Below are 15837 nucleotides of genomic sequence, written 5' to 3' on the forward strand. Positions count from 1 at the left end.
CAGCAGGTTAAGATCAATGATTCTCCCTATCAATGCCAATAAAGGTAGCCTATTGATCAACATTTTTAAGCCAATAGAACGGGTTACAATGGTTTAATAGACCAGAATTCCCGTACCTAAGACGGCAATTAAAGCGCCACACCAAGCGAAGCGGTTTGGTCTTTGTTTGGTATACAACCATAAAATTGGCAGTAACATGATTGGAGTTGTAGAAGATAGTAGCGCTACCATGCCGACATTTCCTTCGCGTAAGGCATAGAGTATTAAAGTCATTCCTACTGCCATTGCAAGAAAACCGTTAATGACCGTGATAGTAAATATGCGCAGGTTAATGGTTTGGGTTGCTCGTGCCAATTTAGCCCCAGTAAATAGAAATAAACAGTGGGCTGTAAATGCGGTTATCATCCTGATTGCAGAGGCGGAAACAGGGTCAATGCCGGTTTGCATCACTGGCTTGGCAATGATGCCGCCTAAAGCTTGGCACAACGCGGCGATAAGACCAAGGCTGATACCAATCCAAATGCGGCCGTTAATGGCTTCTAATGCGTTATGATTTTGTCCACGACGACCAAAAAATATGGCGGTGAGTACGCCAGAAAAGACCAAGGAAGCACCGAGTAATTCAGCACTGCTCATACTTTCGCTGAATAAAAAATAACCGAGAATAGCAGAGAATACCGCATGGCAAGAAAATAGCAGCCCCGCTTGCCTAGGACCCATGCGATTTAAGCAGGCGAATAATGCTGTGTCGCCAATGAAAATCCCAATTAATCCAGAAAGCATCATTGGTGTGATCATATCGCTATTGACTGTTGCCCAGCCCCCCGTTGCGAATGCCATGTTGATTAAGATTACCGAGGTGCAGCCCATTCGCCAGCGACTATAAGCAAAGGTACCTAAATGTTTGGCGGGTATTACCGACATGAGACTGGCAATAGCCCAAAGAAATGCGACAGCAAGAGCGAGCCACTCGTAACCCATGATGACATCCTTGTGGGGGGTAAGGGGCTCTCAATATGCCTTAATGAGTGGAGAAAACAAAGATAATTTGTTGGCTGCCTCTAACGCTCCATTTCATAAGGCAGCCTGGTGGCGATTACACTTTAAAGCGGCTGATCTCGTGGCGCATAGCTTCGGTTGAGCGGTGCATATCACTGGTACTTTGACTGCTTTGTTGAGTCTGACTGGCGAGATCATCAGATGCATCTTTAATGCCTTGAGTATTACGGCTGATGTCTTCACTAACCGCGCGTTGCTCTTCAGCTGCGCTAGCGATTTGTAGTGCCATATCATTAATTTCAGTAATTGCTTGAGTGATTCTAACCAAGCTATCGTGTGCTTGTTCTGCGTATTCGACACTGTTATCGGCCAGTTTAGTACTGGCTTCCATGTTTTCTACCGCATGTTGAGTGTTACTTTGCAGTGTCTCAATCATGGTGCGGATCTCTTCGGTTGAACCATGCGTGCGTTGACTAAGTACTCGTACTTCATCGGCAACGACTGCGAACCCGCGTCCTTGCTCACCAGCGCGTGCCGCTTCAATCGCTGCGTTTAAGGCCAATAGGTTGGTTTGCTCAGCAATACCTTGGATGGTGGAAAGGATTTGGTTAATGCTTTGTGCATTGCTTTCTAGTTCACGGATCACTTTGGCAGCACTATCGACTTGATTAGCCAAACTCGTAATTGAGTCTCTGTTCTTTTTAATTACCGCTTGCCCATCATCACAAGCGCTTGCGGATGCTTGAGATGCGCTGGCCGTTAATTCTGCATGGCTCGCGACTTCAGCCGCTGTTGCGGACATTTCATGGATAGCTGTCGCGATTTGGTTAACGTCATTTTGTTGATGTTCTACACGTTGCGATGCTTGAGTGGAAAGATCATTTGCATTTTGTGCTTGTGCCGAAAGCTGGTGGCTATGCTCAACAATGCCCTTTAACATTCCCTGCATTTGACTCAAGAAGAGGTTTACTTTTTCTGCTAGTTCGCCAATTTCATCCATACGACGAATGTCTATTCTCTGAGTTAAGTCTCCTTCACCTTGAGCAAGTTGCGCTAATGCCCCCGAAAGCTCTTGAAGAGGTTTCAGCAGGCGAGTTACGACCCAGGTGCTGATACTGGCGATGACGATATAAAGAATCAAAGAGGCGATTGCGGTAAAGGTTATCTGTTCTGATACAGACGCATAAGCGAGAGATTTATCAACCACAATCCCTAGTGACCAATCGGTATTTGGGATACGTGACACGTAGATCAGTTTATCGCCTTGCTGTGGCCAACTAATTGTTGCCACTTGGTTTTCTTGAACCAGTGTCGCCATTTGTTGCGAGCTCAGTTGGCCGTTTAAATCGGTAAGTGGTTTCTGACTTAGAGCTTCATCTTTGTAAGCGACAATATTATTTTTACCATCGACCAGAAAAGCAAAACCTTGGTTATCGAGTTTTACGCTTAATACTTCTTTGATGATGTTGGTGACGGTCAAATCAGCAGCAAGTACCCCTTGTTTTTGACCATGGAAAGCTTTAGCAAAGCTCACGACGATACTGCCATCAAAGTCTTGGTAGGGTTCAGTAATGATAAGCCCTTGCTGGGACATGGCATCTTTATACCAAGGACGAGTTCTTGGGTCGTAATCGGCTGGCCAGTCTTCGGTTTTGTCACCATAGGCGATGGAACCATCGCTAAAACCGGCATAAACCGAAAGAAAATCACCGCCTTTTTTAGTTACCAAGAGTTCTTTATCAGCATTATCACTGTTTGCAAGTGAAGGCTCATTGGCGAGCATCATATCACTGCGAATACCTAGCCAATCACTGATGTAGCGACTGGTAGCAATACTGACATTCTCCATTTCACTATTAATTGCGTGAGTGGTTTCTTGCTGGAGTTGGTTGACTGAAATAAAGGCTTGTACACCACTAACAATGGCAATAATGATCGCAATAGCGACCTGAATTTTAAATTTGATGGTGTGTCTCATGAGTGATGTCCTTTGAACGATATGATCAAGGTTTCGTCAATATCGCAAATCATAAATTTGGTTAATTTGCTGTAGTTTTATCAATTACCAGTTGAATGGTTATTCATGTTAGCAATTTGACAGAAATATAAATAAGTCATTTGGAAAAATCCTACAATATTACACGATAGATTAATCTGATCTTGCTCGATTATTCGTCAGCAGATTGTGGTTGGAAATTTCAATTGCGTGACCTGCGTTCAATTGTGCAAGCCACGCATTTAGATGGTTAGGTTAGTAACAGAGCGGCAGTGTAGACAATACATAGCCCTACGATGCCAATAATGACACCCGTTTTCGCCATGTCTTTACTTTCAATCAAGCCTGTAGAGTAAGCTAACGAATTGGGTGGGGTTGATACTGGCAGGATCATACCGAGTGATGCTGAAAAGGCGACCACAACTAACAGGCCTTGTATACCGCCGACACTTGCAAGGCTTTCCATCGATACTGCAATTGCCGCTGCAATGGGCATTAATAAGTTCGCGGTTGCAGTATTAGACATAAAATTCGCCATTATCCAACACACTAATGATAGCGTGATAACCACAGAAACGGGCGATAGTGCGCTATAGTCAATTGCGTGAGCTAACGCTGAAGCGAGCCCTGTTTTATCCAAGCCAATACCAATAGCGATACCACCGGCGACTAACCATAATACGTCCCAATTGATCTGTTTTAATTCCTCCTTGCCCATAATACCGGTGAGTGTAAAAACTGCCAAAGGAATGATAGAGACAACATACGTATTCATTCCATGCAATGAGGTTGTCATCCAAAGGACAATGGTGGTGGAGAATGTTATATAAACTACGATCGCTTGCCAGCTTTTTTGGAATTTACCATTCAGTTTTAAGCTCATCTGTTTTTCAGAAGAAGGGAATAGTTTCTGCAGTAAGAACCACGCTAAAGTCAGCTGAATCATCACAAAGGGAAGGCCCATCATCATCCAAGAAAGGAAGTCGATGCTGTTTTCGCCAGTGAGATATTGCAAAGCAATAGCATTGGGTGGTGTACCTATTGGTGTTGCAATGCCACCGGTATTGGCTGCAATTGGGATACACAATACCAAGGCTTTAATTCCCAAATCACCTTTAGGAGCCGAGGCCACAATAGGCCCGAGTAATGCTAGCATCATGACCGTGGTGGCGGTGTTAGACATGAACATCGAGAATACTGCAGTAATTAGCATTAACCCTAACATAATAAACCGAGGTTGACTGCCAAAAGGTTTGAGTAATACACGCGCTAAGTTGCTATCAAGATCATATTTGGAGGCGGCAATCGCCAGAGCGAAACCACCCATAAATAAAATAATAATTGGCGATGAGAAAGCACTGAAAATATCGGTGTATTTCATCAGTTCACCTAAATCATGCCCTGCTGGTGGTGCACGAAATAGATGTAGTCCTTTGTCGGATATCATGATCAATTCAAGAGCGATGATCAAAATTGACGTCGCAAAGACGGGTACGGGTTCAAGTACCCATAGCAAGGCTGCTAGTAAAAAAATCGCCAATAGCCTGTGTTGAATTAAAGTGAGGTTATCAATAGGAATTGAATCGATAGGCATAAATAATACGCCAAGCGGTAGCAAAAAGCAGATTGCTAGCTTTATCAGTATTCCCGGATTGATATTTGGCATGCTTACGTCACCTTGCTTTGTTTACTTGAGGTGACTATCGTAAATGATATGTGAATTAAGGTCTTAGATGCGGATTGAAGTTTTGGGTTTTATGTTTGGAATGTGTGATTGATTTGTGTTTAGTCAATAAATTTGAGAGAAAATGAGCTCATATGTTAAGCAATGAGCTCATTGTTTGATATTAGTTTTGATGTGCGTACGGAGTACCCATAACTGTTGGTTCGCCGTGCTGCATTGAATCATCAAAGCGTACTTTATCTTTAGCGAACAAGTTGATCACGGTAGAGCCTAGTTTAAAGCGGCCCATTTCCTGACCTTTCTTCAGCATAACCGCCTTATTACCTTGTGCTGGGTAGTCCCAACGATAAACAGTGTTACCACGTGGTGGAGTGATCGTGCCAGCCCAAACCAGTTCGATGCTTCCCACAATGGTTGCACCAACAAGCACTTGTGCCATTGGACCAAACTCAGTGTCAAAGATACACACCACTCGTTCATTGCGAGCAAACAAGTTTGGAACGTTTTCTGCGGTTAGTGGGTTCACCGAGAAAAGATCACCAGGCACATAAATCATCTGGCGCAATACACCATCGCATGGCATATGTACGCGGTGATAGTCTCGTGGTGATAGGTAAAGTGTTGCAAATTCACCTTCATCAAATTCTTGTGCTAGCCTTTCATCACCGCCAAGTAAGGCCACTGCGGTAAAATCATGGCCTTTTGCTTGAATCAGTTTACCGTCATTAATTGGGCCAAATTGGCTTACGCAAGCATCAGCAGGATGAGTAATAACAGCTTCACTTTCGGCAATAGGGCGAACTCCCTCTTTCAACTCGCGCACAAAAAATTCATTGAATGATTTGAAATGGCTAGGTTCAGAGTGCAAAGCCTCATCCATATTGACGTTATACTGCTTAATAAACCAACGAATGACTGCTGTGGTCAGACCGCCAGCTTTGGCTGATGCGAGCCACCCCATCAGGCGTGTTAAGCCGTGTTGTGGGATCCAGTATTGCAGTCCAACTTTAATTTTATCCATTGTTTAATATTCCAATGTTAACTGTATGTTCTTCACTTTGGGCGCGAGATGTTACTGAAAAATAGGCGCGATGTCAGTAGTTACTCATGATCATAGATCGATTATTCAAACGAAAAAATGAAACAAAATTTGCGTTTGAATTTTAGCTCAAGGCTATAAATCTGCTTTTTTATTCCGCGAATATTGACGGTTGGCTTTGTTTTCTAACATGCTCTCAAGAATTCGATGATAGTTTTCAAAACGTATTGCACTGATATCGCCTTTCTCAACCGCTTCACGTAATAAACAACCAGGGTCATCACCGTGTTTACAGTCTCTAAATTTGCAGCCACCTAAAAATGGACGAAATTCGACAAAAGCTTCAGTAATTTCTTCGGCTTCTAAGTGCCATAGACCGAATTCACGTACTCCTGGTGAGTCAATCAGATCACCACCAGTAGGAATGTGGTACAAGCGAGCGGCTGTGGTGGTATGTTGGCCAAGGCCGGAGTTTTGAGAAACTTCACCTTCTTCGATTTCATTTTCCAAATCAGGCATTAAGGCATTCACTAAACTGGATTTACCCACACCAGATTGCCCGACGAAAATGTTGATACGTCCACTCAACTCAGCCTCTAGCTCTACAATACCTTCGCCTGTTACTTTACTGACCAGTAGAACTTTGTAGCCGATACGTTCGTATTCACGTAACCATTCTTGGTATTGGGTGCGTTGCTCATCGCTCAGTAAATCGATTTTATTGAGTACAACCAAAGGCGCGATTTTTACGGTTTCTGAGGCAATCAAATAACGGTCAATAATATTGAGTGATAACTCGGGTAAGACTGAAGAGACGATCACCATTTGGTCAATATTGGCCGCTACTGGCTTCAAACCGTCATAGTAATCGGGACGTGTCAACACCGACTTGCGTGGCTCTACTGCTTCAACAACGCCAGAAATACCCGCCATTGATTCAAGCCCTGGTCGCCAAATAACACGGTCACCAGACACTAGGGTTTCAATGCCGCGGCGCAGGTTGCAGCGCTGTACCGTTTGCGTTTCGAGATCTTCAATGTCTGCATGTTGGCCAAAACGAGTAATGACTAACCCTGTCTTGGCAGTACCCAGCATGGCTTCATCCCACTGAATAGTGTCTTCTTTTTGCAGTCGTTTACTCTGATTATTACGAACGCGTCGTACTTGACCTTTCGTCAGCTTCTTTTTCTTTGCCACGATTATCTACTTAAATGATTGTCATACGTTTGACCCACATCGAGATTTCACTCGAAACCATACGCTTTGAATCCTATGTCCAAAAGTATCTTGAGGATCTGAATTTGGGTATAGTACCTTTTTTATCTGCAAACCAATATAGGCAACGTATTTATGTCCTTTAGCGATCAGAACTTAATTTGGGTTGATCTTGAGATGACAGGCTTAGATCCTGAAACTCATAAAATTATCGAAATTGCTACCATTGTGACTGATAGCGAATTAAACATTCTAGCTGAGGGACCTGTACTGGCCGTCCATCAACCTGAAGATGAATTAGCGAAAATGGATGACTGGTGTACAACAACCCATACCAATAGTGGTCTGGTTGAGCGAGTTCGCCATGATTCTGTGTCACAACAAGAAGCGGTTGAACAGACGATCGCCTTCTTAGAACAATGGGTGCCTAAAGGGAAATCCCCTATTTGCGGTAATAGCATAGGTCAAGATCGACGCTTTCTTTACAAATACATGCCGGCGTTAGAAGAATATTTCCATTATCGATATGTCGATGTCAGCACACTAAAAGAGCTGACTCGTCGCTGGAAACCAGAGGTTTTGGATGGTTTTTCCAAGCAAGGGAGTCACCTAGCTCTGGATGATATTCGAGAGTCGATCGCGGAACTTAAATATTACCGTCAAACAATATTCAGCATTTGATCAGTAAAGCGTGAAATTTAGATGATGGCGTGTTAATCGATTCCAAAGATTAACACGCCATATTTGCGTGCTTTTTCAGCAAACTGATAAAAAATGACTTTTTTTATCAGGAAGGACTTGCATCACAAAAAAATGCTCTTATAATTCGCAGCCCTGAACAGCGGAAACGTTGTCAATGCGACACTAGCTCAGTTGGTAGAGCGCAACCTTGCCAAGGTTGAGGTCACGAGTTCGAACCTCGTGTGTCGCTCCAGCTTCTTTTGTTAGAAAGCTTAAAGCGCTCATCATGCTTTGAATGATGAAATACGGACGCGGGGTGGAGCAGCTTGGTAGCTCGTCGGGCTCATAACCCGAAGGTCGTTGGTTCAAATCCAGCCCCCGCAACCAATTTCGATTAAGTGCAACAGCGTTTAATCATGCGACACTAGCTCAGTTGGTAGAGCGCAACCTTGCCAAGGTTGAGGTCACGAGTTCGAACCTCGTGTGTCGCTCCAAATTCTTTTCGAAGAAAAGAATAGCGCCGCACAACCTAGTTAAGGTTGAGGTCACGCCTTTTTTATAAAGAAAGTGAACCTCGTGTGTCGCTCCAGCTTCTTTTGTTAGAAAGCTTAAAGCGCTCATCATGCTTTGAATGATGAAATACGGACGCGGGGTGGAGCAGCTTGGTAGCTCGTCGGGCTCATAACCCGAAGGTCGTTGGTTCAAATCCAGCCCCCGCAACCAATTTCGATTAAGTGCAATAGCGTTTAATTATGCGACACTAGCTCAGTTGGTAGAGCGCAACCTTGCCAAGGTTGAGGTCACGAGTTCGAACCTCGTGTGTCGCTCCAAATTCTTTTCGAAGAAAAGAATAGCGCCGCACAACCTAGCTAAGGTTGAGGACACGCCTTTTGCATAAAGAAAATGAATCTCGTGTGTCGCTGTCGCTCTAACTTCCTTCAGACTAGCCTCTGAACTTGGACTAAATATGGTCTGTGCTCTTTCTTTAATGCTGTGAAGCATCACCCCAAAAAAATATCAATAATCTGCAGTCATTGCGGATTTATTTTCGTCTTAACAACTTCAGTATTGCACTTTAATACACAGTGAAAATCAATGAAACCTAGTGATTCAAGGGTACTTATGATTTTTCATTAACAGACTTATCCACAAAAAATAATTGTGGATAACTTGGTGAGTAACGTGTTTTTTTATGATAATACGAAGTGAAAAGGAAAGATCTTTCTATAATATTTTAATTCATTCAAGTATTAGGATTTTCGTCAACTGGTTGATTTTTATTGGATTTTATTATTTTCTCTAGGATGGGTGTGCTCATTAATAGGATCGTTAATGAATGAATCTTTGATCCTTATCATTTATTGAAGATGTGACTAACTTTCCTCGATTATAGAAAACAGCGTTGTGTTTAAATTTTTGTCCACATAGCTATATTTTGAGATGCATATCAAAGTAATATCAATCGTAGTAAATAACGGTTCATCCCAGCTGGTTAAAATGCTCGATAATTGCGTTGGAATTTTTGATTGTAGAATAACTACTTATCGAAAAATTCTGCTTTGTTCTCAAGCCTTTTTCCTGCGCTATTTCTGATCACTTATTTACCGTAATTGGTATAAATACCGATCAGCTATGCAAACGTTTAGCGTTCATGCATCACGTGGTAGCCCTTTCTCGATAATTCTTATTAGCCGCTGATGTTTGAGATTGGATTGCTCTAGGGCGCTAGAGCGTTTCTGTTCTTGTTCTTCGATTGCCCACAGAATATGCTCATCTAACAGTTCTGAAATTCCCATCCTAGTTTTTAATGCTGTCAAAATGTGTTCGGAATAAGGTGCGTTACCTAAGGCTATCGCGATGTTACGCTGCCATTGTTGGTGGCCAATTCTACGAATCGCTGAACCTTCCATATTGCGTAAGAATTTATCTTCACTCCATGCAAACAACTCGATTAAATCTGGCTCATTGAACACATTGCGACGATGGAAATCACTTGTTTTAGTCAGTTCTGAAAACCGGTTCCAAGGGCATACTAACTGACAATCATCGCAACCATAAATGCGGTTGCCCATCGCCCGGCGAAATTGGTGAGGAATAATACCATCATACTCAATGGTTAAATAAGAGATACATCTGCGCGCATCTACCACACCAGCTTCCACAATTGCTTGTGTTGGGCATGATGTTATACAAGCGCTGCATTTACCGCATTGGTCTGTACTTGGTGTATCAATCGGCAGGGGTAGGTCAATTAATAACTCGCCAAGGAAAAACCAAGAGCCACTGTCTTTATCTAAAATTAGTGAATGTTTACCTGTCCAACCAAGGCCTGCTTTTTGGGCAAGTGGCCGTTCAAGTATTGGGGCTGAGTCAACAAAGGGCCGATAACCTAATGCGCCAACTTCTTGTTCAATTTTTTCACCTAGCTTTTTTAACTGGTTACGGACCAATTTATGATAATCACGACCAAGCGCATAACGGCTGATATAGGCATGGTTGGGATTATTCAGGTTGCTGGCAAAGCTAGCTTCTGGAGGGAGATAGTTCATGCGCGCGCTGATAACACGCACAGTTCCCGGAAGTAGTTCATTAGGCCTTGCTCGCATCATACCGTGACGAGCCATCCAGTCCATTTCACCGTGATAGCCAGCATCTAACCATTTTTGCAGCGTCGATTCATGTTCGCTAAGATCAACATCGCAGATCCCCACTTTCTCGAAGCCAAGTTCACGTGCCCACATTTTTATATTGTCTGCCAGTGCTTGGTAATTCATGATCAACGTGTTCATCGAAAAGGGGGCAGGATCTTAACGGATCATGGATAAAGGATCTAGGGAATGATCGTCAGTTTTGTCGATTAAACTGACTTTTGGGTAGAGTTTTTTCCTTTTATTTACAGAAGAGATCTTGTCTCTCAATTTCAACCCAGTTTACTATTCGAGTTCTTTTGATTTTTATATAGTCAACTATCGATACTAGAGAGCTTGTAATTCATGACCACGAAGATCTTTACCTTAAAAGACGAACAGCAAACGGTAAAATTAGGCGCAGCGCTAGCGACACTGTGTTCCGAGCAGACAACTATCTATTTGCATGGCGATCTTGGTGCAGGAAAAACAACATTCAGCCGTGGTTTTATTCGTCAATTAGGGCATGTCGGTAACGTCAAAAGCCCCACTTATACACTTGTTGAACCTTATCAACTGGCGAATTGGCAAGTTTATCACTTTGATCTTTACCGTTTAGCTGACCCTGAAGAGCTTGAATTCATGGGGATCCGAGATTACTTCACCAATGATGCTATTTGTCTTGTTGAATGGCCGGAGAAGGGGTATGGCTTACTGCCGACATCGGACTTGGACATTGAATTACGCTACGATGGTGAACAACGACAAGCGATGTTAACCGCTAATAGCCATTATGGAACGGCATTACTTAGCCAATTGGAGTTATGTTGAGCGTTAATTTATTTCGAACTTTTGTTATATCGCTTGCCTGCTGCAGCGGGTGGTTATTCACATCAACTGCTTGGGCGAATGCTTTAGAAGGAGTACGTGTTTGGCCTTCTCCTGATGAAACTCGGGTGGTTATCGATCTTAAAAACGAAGCAGATTACAGTTACTTCACACTTAGTAGTCCTGAGCGGTTGGTTGTGGATTTAAAAAAAACGACACTCAGTACTAAATTACCTTTACAGGTTTCCGATAGCCCGATTCTTAAACAGATCCGCAGTAGTTCTCCCCCAGAAAAAGGCACCTATCGTTTGGTTTTCGAACTTAAGCGTAAGGTTAATCCGCAACCTTTCAAACTTTCACCGACGCCCGGTGGTCAATATGGGCATCGTTTAGTGGTTGATTTACCCCATGACGAGCAGGGTGAAAAAGCGTCGGCAAAACCAGCTAGCAACACTCAGGTTAGTCGTGATGCTTCACAGTTATTAGGTACAGCCGATATTGTAGTGGCGATCGATGCTGGGCATGGTGGCGAAGACCCTGGTTCAATTGGTCCTACTCGTAAATATGAAAAAAATGCCACGCTGAGTATTTCTAAAAAAATTGCCGATCAAATTAATGCCGTACCGGGAATGAAAGCTGTTCTGACTCGTGGTGGTGATTACTTTGTCAACCTCAACAAACGTTCAGAAATCGCGCGGCGTAATAAAGCGCATCTTTTAGTGTCAGTCCATGCCGATGCTTTCCATACGCCACAACCAAGAGGCGGTTCGGTATTTGTATTGAATACTAAGCGTGCGAATAGCGAAATTGCTCGCTGGGTCGAAAACCACGAAGAGCAATCGGAATTGCTTGGTGGAGCAGGACAAGTGTTGGCAAAAAATAATAGCGATCGTAATGTCAGCCAAACTTTACTGGATTTACAATTTAGTCATTCGCAAAAAGAAGGCTACAAAGTGGCGACTCACCTACTCAAAGAGATGGGGAAAGTGGCTCACTTACATAAAAAGGAGCCAGTAAACGCAAGTTTGGCGGTATTGAAATCACCTGATATTCCATCAGTTTTGGTGGAAACTGGTTTTATCTCGAACCCAACAGAAGAAAAGCTATTATTCCAACGTAGCCATCAAGATAAGCTAGCCGGTGCATTGGCAAAAGCTATCGTGCAATATTTTGAAGATAACCCACCAGAAGGTACTCTATTTGCTAACCGTGGCAAAGCGCAAAAGCATAAAGTCCAACGCGGTGAATCTTTATCTGTGATTGCCAAGAAATACGGCACTTCAACGCAAGCTTTAATGACAGCAAATAACCTCAAAAGCGCGAGTTTAGCCATTGGGCAAGTATTGAGTATTCCCGGGTCTGCTACACCAATATCAGTGCCGGTGGCGAATAGCCCTGTTGAGACAGAAACCATTACTCATGTGGTTAAATCTGGTGATTACTTAGGAAAGATAGCCGCTAATTACAAAGTGAGTGTTGAAGAGATAAAACGAGAAAATAAACTGCGTTCTGACACATTAAAGCTAGGGCAAAAACTGAAAATAACGGTGAGCTTAAAAGACAAACCACTTCGCAAGCACAAAGTGCAAAAAGGGGAGTTTTTGAGCAAAATTGCTAACCAATATCAAGTATCGATTAGCAGTATTCGCCAAGCCAATCAATTGCGATCAGATCAACTGGCGATTGGTCAAGTGCTGATCATTCCCAATAAGTAGATAATCATTATGGTAATTAAAATTCTACCGGCTCGTCTCGCTAACCAAATTGCTGCTGGTGAGGTGGTAGAACGACCGGCCTCAGTGGTAAAAGAGTTGGTAGAAAATAGCCTCGATTCTGGTGCTACCCGTATCGATGTCGATATCGAGAAAGGTGGCGCTAAGTTGATTCGTGTTCGTGATAACGGCACTGGGATTGATAAAGAGGAATTGGCATTAGCATTAAGTCGCCATGCCACCTCTAAAATCCATACCCTAGATGATTTAGAGGCGATTGTCAGTTTAGGTTTTCGTGGCGAAGCACTGGCCAGTATTAGCTCGGTTTCTCGGCTAACCTTAACCTCTCGTCCGGCGACACAAGAACAAGCGTGGGCAGCGCACAGTGAAGGACGAGATATGGCGGTGAAACTTGAACCTACCGCGCATCCGATCGGTACATCAGTCGAAGTGTTAGACCTATTTTTCAATACACCAGCTCGGCGTAAATTTCTTCGCACCGAAAAAACAGAATTTACACATATTGATGAACTGCTAAAACGTATCGCTTTGAGTCGTTTTGATGTGACAATCAATGTACGCCATAACGGTAAAATGGTACGACAGTACCGCGCCGCTAAAACTACATCTCAGGAAGAAAAAAGAATTGCTGCGGTGTGTGGTAATGCCTTTGTGCGTCACATGCTGAGGATTGAACTTGAACATCAAGGGCTAAGGTTACACGGTTGGATAACAACCCCAGAAGGAGCTCGTCAGCAGAGTGACTTACAGTATTGTTATGTGAATGGTCGTATGATGCGTGATAAATTGATTAATCACGCCATCAGACAAAGCTATGAGACCAGCTTAAAAGCGGATCAATTTGCAACTTATGTACTGTTTATCGAGTTAGATCCGCATCAAGTTGATGTCAATGTGCACCCTGCAAAGCATGAGGTGCGTTTTCATCAAGCTCGTCTAGTTCATGATTTTATTTACCAAGCATTAAGTAGCGCGCTTGCTGAAAGCAAACATATCACAGAGCCTGAAGTTAACCAGTCAGCCTTTCATCACCCCAGTGTTGAGCTAGCAAACAAAGGCGCTGAAAATAGAGAAATAGAAAAGAGTGACACTGACCTAGATGCGCAGATAGGGCGGGCAGTGGATAAAGTCCCTGCATATCCCCGTAAGGCCGATAGTAACTATGCAGAGGTAGCGGCTACAGCCATACATTCTATTCAAGAAGTTCCTAAACGTAGTGAGTGGCAGCAAACAGCTACCCAAAGTACGTTTCGTGCGAATTATGACCGTTCGCAACAGCCGTCACCTTCTAAAGTGGAAGTGAAGGCATACCAAGAGCTGATGAAAACCGTTCAGCCTGCAACAGCAGTGACAATTCCAACAAAGGTGCCTGAAACTCTTAATCAACCACTAAAATTAGAGCAACTAGGTAAGGCGATTTCTGTTATTCAAGGCCAATACTTGCTGATGGGGTCTAAACAAGGTGTAGTGTTACTTTCTCTTATCAAAGGGGCATGGCTTAAAACTAGAGGGCAACTTAATACTGCCGCTGGAGAGTTAAAAAGCCAACCACTGCTAGTGCCACTGTCACTGAAATTGTCTGAACCAGAACGTAAAACACTGGCACAGTGTCAACCTGTACTCCGTGAGTTGGGAATCGAGTTAAAAGAACGCAATGCGCAAAACATGATGGTGATGGGAGTCCCTCAGCCACTTCGACAGCAAAATCTGCAACACTTAATTCCAGATCTGTTATCTTACGCCTCCTTAAATTTGAATGAATCTGGCGGGCAAATAAAAGCGGATATTTTAGCCGATTGGCTTGCCCAGCAGACAACTGAAGTAAAAAGTGACTACACTTTATCGGAAGCGATTCAAATGATTTCGGAATTGGAACAGCTTTGGCAGGGCAAACTACCTTTACACGATACTCGTTTTGTTCAGCCGGTTGATTTTTCCACCACGATTGCTGCGTTGTTAGCATAAATAATTAAAGTAATGATGAATCAGACACTACCACTTGCTCTATTTTTGATGGGGCCAACCGCATCGGGTAAAACTGAAGTTGCTATCCGTTTGCGTCAGAAATACCCAGTTGAAATTATCAGTGTCGATTCGGCTCTGATCTATAAGAGTATGAATATTGGTACGGCGAAGCCCGATGAGCGTGAACTTGCACTCGCTCCTCATCGCTTGATTGATATTCTCGACCCTAGCGAAGCTTATTCGGCGGCTGATTTTCGTCGTGACGCTCTACAAGCCATGCATGACATTACCGCACAAGGAAAAATTCCTCTATTGGTCGGAGGAACTATGTTGTATTACAAAGCTCTACTAGAGGGGTTGTCGCCACTTCCGGCTGCAAACCCAGAAATACGACAACAGATTGAACAAGAAGCAGCAGCACATGGCTGGAGTTTTTTGCACGATCAGCTGAAAGAGATTGATCCTGTTTCAGCTGACAGAATTCACCCCAATGATCCACAAAGATTGTCGCGGGCATTGGAAGTTTATCGAATTTCAGGTAAAACTCTTACTGAGCTAACTCAAACCAAAGGTGAAAGCCTGCCATTTCGAGTTAAGCAGTTTGCAATAGCTCCCAAGGAAAGGGCTGAACTCCACCGTCGGATCGAACTCAGGTTTGAAAAAATGATCGAAGCTGGATTTGAAGATGAGATGAGAGCGCTCTACGCTCGAAAAGATCTTCATCCAGATTTGCCATCCATTCGCTGTGTTGGCTACCGACAAATGTGGGACTATTTGGATGGGAATTGTACATTGGATGAAGCGGTATTTCGTGGAATCTGTGCAACCCGTCAATTGGCCAAGCGTCAGATCACCTGGTTACGCAGCTGGGATGATTTAACTTGGTTAGATAGCGAAAACATTGATCATGCAGTAGAAACTCTCTCAAATGCGATAGCATCTGACTGAATTAGCTGTGTATAATGTGATCGCTTTTGCGTGATGTACCCTGTAAAGGATCCGTTACTTGAATTTGGACGTATTCATCTCCATAACAAGTAATCACGGGGTTTTTATTCGTTTAGCTCAGA

11 protein-coding genes and 5 tRNA genes are annotated in these 15837 nt (G+C 43.4%); 10 read left to right on the forward strand and 6 right to left on the reverse strand.

Translation table 11 applies throughout. The annotated features are described in order from the left end of the window. Window positions 1–93 precede the first annotated feature (93 nt). The 5 genes from AACW06_RS13470 to rsgA form a co-directional block, all read right to left on the reverse strand. Complete coding sequence (locus AACW06_RS13470) at window positions 94–981, reverse strand: DMT family transporter (RefSeq protein ID WP_192075458.1); 888 nt, start codon at window positions 979–981, stop codon at window positions 94–96. 115 nt (window positions 982–1096) lie between these two features. Then, a complete protein-coding gene (locus AACW06_RS13475) occupies window positions 1097–2977 on the reverse strand; it encodes a methyl-accepting chemotaxis protein (protein WP_192075459.1) in 1881 nt (626 codons plus the stop codon). Window positions 2978–3245: 268 nt separating this feature from the next. Next, window positions 3246–4661, reverse strand: a complete 1416-nt coding sequence (locus AACW06_RS13480; protein ID WP_192075460.1) for an SLC13 family permease — start codon at window positions 4659–4661, stop codon at window positions 3246–3248. 181 nt (window positions 4662–4842) lie between these two features. Next, complete coding sequence (gene asd / locus AACW06_RS13485) at window positions 4843–5700, reverse strand: archaetidylserine decarboxylase (protein WP_192075461.1); 858 nt, start codon at window positions 5698–5700, stop codon at window positions 4843–4845. A gap of 153 nt (window positions 5701–5853) precedes the next feature. Then, window positions 5854–6915 (reverse strand): small ribosomal subunit biogenesis GTPase RsgA, encoded by a 1062-nt coding sequence (rsgA, locus tag AACW06_RS13490; protein WP_053309824.1) that lies wholly within the window; start codon window positions 6913–6915, stop codon window positions 5854–5856. A 153-nt stretch (window positions 6916–7068) separates the two neighbouring features. Here rsgA and orn point away from each other — a divergent pair, with 153 nt between their 5' ends. The 6 genes from orn to AACW06_RS13520 all read left to right on the forward strand — a co-directional run bounded on the left by orn (window position 7069) and on the right by AACW06_RS13520 (window position 8444). After that, window positions 7069–7614 (forward strand): oligoribonuclease, encoded by a 546-nt coding sequence (gene orn / locus AACW06_RS13495; RefSeq protein ID WP_192075462.1) that lies wholly within the window; start codon window positions 7069–7071, stop codon window positions 7612–7614. A 177-nt stretch (window positions 7615–7791) separates the two neighbouring features. Next, window positions 7792–7867, forward strand: a tRNA-Gly gene (locus AACW06_RS13500). 57 nt (window positions 7868–7924) lie between these two features. Further along, a tRNA-Met gene (locus AACW06_RS13505) sits at window positions 7925–8001 on the forward strand. A gap of 31 nt (window positions 8002–8032) precedes the next feature. Further along, window positions 8033–8108 (forward strand) — tRNA-Gly (locus AACW06_RS13510). A gap of 152 nt (window positions 8109–8260) precedes the next feature. Then, window positions 8261–8337 (forward strand) — tRNA-Met (locus AACW06_RS13515). 31 nt (window positions 8338–8368) lie between these two features. After that, window positions 8369–8444: transfer RNA gene (locus AACW06_RS13520), tRNA-Gly, on the forward strand. Window positions 8445–9263: 819 nt separating this feature from the next. Here the strand turns inward: AACW06_RS13520 and queG are convergent. Next, window positions 9264–10388, reverse strand: a complete 1125-nt coding sequence (gene queG / locus AACW06_RS13525; protein WP_192075463.1) for a tRNA epoxyqueuosine(34) reductase QueG — start codon at window positions 10386–10388, stop codon at window positions 9264–9266. A 219-nt stretch (window positions 10389–10607) separates the two neighbouring features. Here queG and tsaE point away from each other — a divergent pair, with 219 nt between their 5' ends. The 4 genes from tsaE to miaA are packed head-to-tail and all read left to right on the forward strand — an operon-like array spanning window position 10608 to window position 15715. After that, window positions 10608–11072 (forward strand): tRNA (adenosine(37)-N6)-threonylcarbamoyltransferase complex ATPase subunit type 1 TsaE, encoded by a 465-nt coding sequence (gene tsaE / locus AACW06_RS13530; RefSeq protein ID WP_192075464.1) that lies wholly within the window; start codon window positions 10608–10610, stop codon window positions 11070–11072. Beyond that, window positions 11066–12784: a LysM peptidoglycan-binding domain-containing protein gene (locus AACW06_RS13535; RefSeq protein WP_192075465.1), complete on the forward strand. Its 1719-nt coding sequence runs from the start codon at window positions 11066–11068 to the stop codon at window positions 12782–12784. The genes tsaE and AACW06_RS13535 overlap by 7 nt, the downstream gene beginning before the upstream one ends. Before the next feature lie 9 nt (window positions 12785–12793). After that, on the forward strand, window positions 12794–14767 hold the full coding sequence (mutL, locus tag AACW06_RS13540; protein ID WP_192075466.1) for a DNA mismatch repair endonuclease MutL: 1974 nt from the start codon (window positions 12794–12796) through the stop codon (window positions 14765–14767). Window positions 14768–14782: 15 nt separating this feature from the next. Next, window positions 14783–15715: a tRNA (adenosine(37)-N6)-dimethylallyltransferase MiaA gene (gene miaA / locus AACW06_RS13545; RefSeq protein WP_168524081.1), complete on the forward strand. Its 933-nt coding sequence runs from the start codon at window positions 14783–14785 to the stop codon at window positions 15713–15715. The last annotated feature ends 122 nt before the right edge of the window (window positions 15716–15837 follow it).

Source organism: Vibrio sp. S12_S33 (assembly GCF_963889785.1).
Classification (GTDB): Bacteria; Pseudomonadota; Gammaproteobacteria; order Enterobacterales; family Vibrionaceae; genus Vibrio; species Vibrio aestuarianus.

Bases quoted from the DNA above. Each gene is read 5' to 3' on its own strand.
- AACW06_RS13470 (WP_192075458.1), bottom strand. From the start codon at position 981: ATGGGTTACGAGTGGCTCGCTCTTGCTGTCGCATTTCTTTGGGCTATT.
- AACW06_RS13475 (WP_192075459.1), bottom strand. From the start codon at position 2,977: ATGAGACACACCATCAAATTTAAAATTCAGGTCGCTATTGCGATCATT.
- AACW06_RS13480 (WP_192075460.1), bottom strand. From the start codon at position 4,661: ATGCCAAATATCAATCCGGGAATACTGATAAAGCTAGCAATCTGCTTT.
- asd (WP_192075461.1), bottom strand. From the start codon at position 5,700: ATGGATAAAATTAAAGTTGGACTGCAATACTGGATCCCACAACACGGC.
- orn (WP_192075462.1), top strand. From the start codon at position 7,069: ATGTCCTTTAGCGATCAGAACTTAATTTGGGTTGATCTTGAGATGACA.
- queG (WP_192075463.1), bottom strand. From the start codon at position 10,388: ATGAATTACCAAGCACTGGCAGACAATATAAAAATGTGGGCACGTGAA.
- tsaE (WP_192075464.1), top strand. From the start codon at position 10,608: ATGACCACGAAGATCTTTACCTTAAAAGACGAACAGCAAACGGTAAAA.
- AACW06_RS13535 (WP_192075465.1), top strand. From the start codon at position 11,066: ATGTTGAGCGTTAATTTATTTCGAACTTTTGTTATATCGCTTGCCTGC.
- mutL (WP_192075466.1), top strand. From the start codon at position 12,794: ATGGTAATTAAAATTCTACCGGCTCGTCTCGCTAACCAAATTGCTGCT.
- miaA (WP_168524081.1), top strand. From the start codon at position 14,783: ATGAATCAGACACTACCACTTGCTCTATTTTTGATGGGGCCAACCGCA.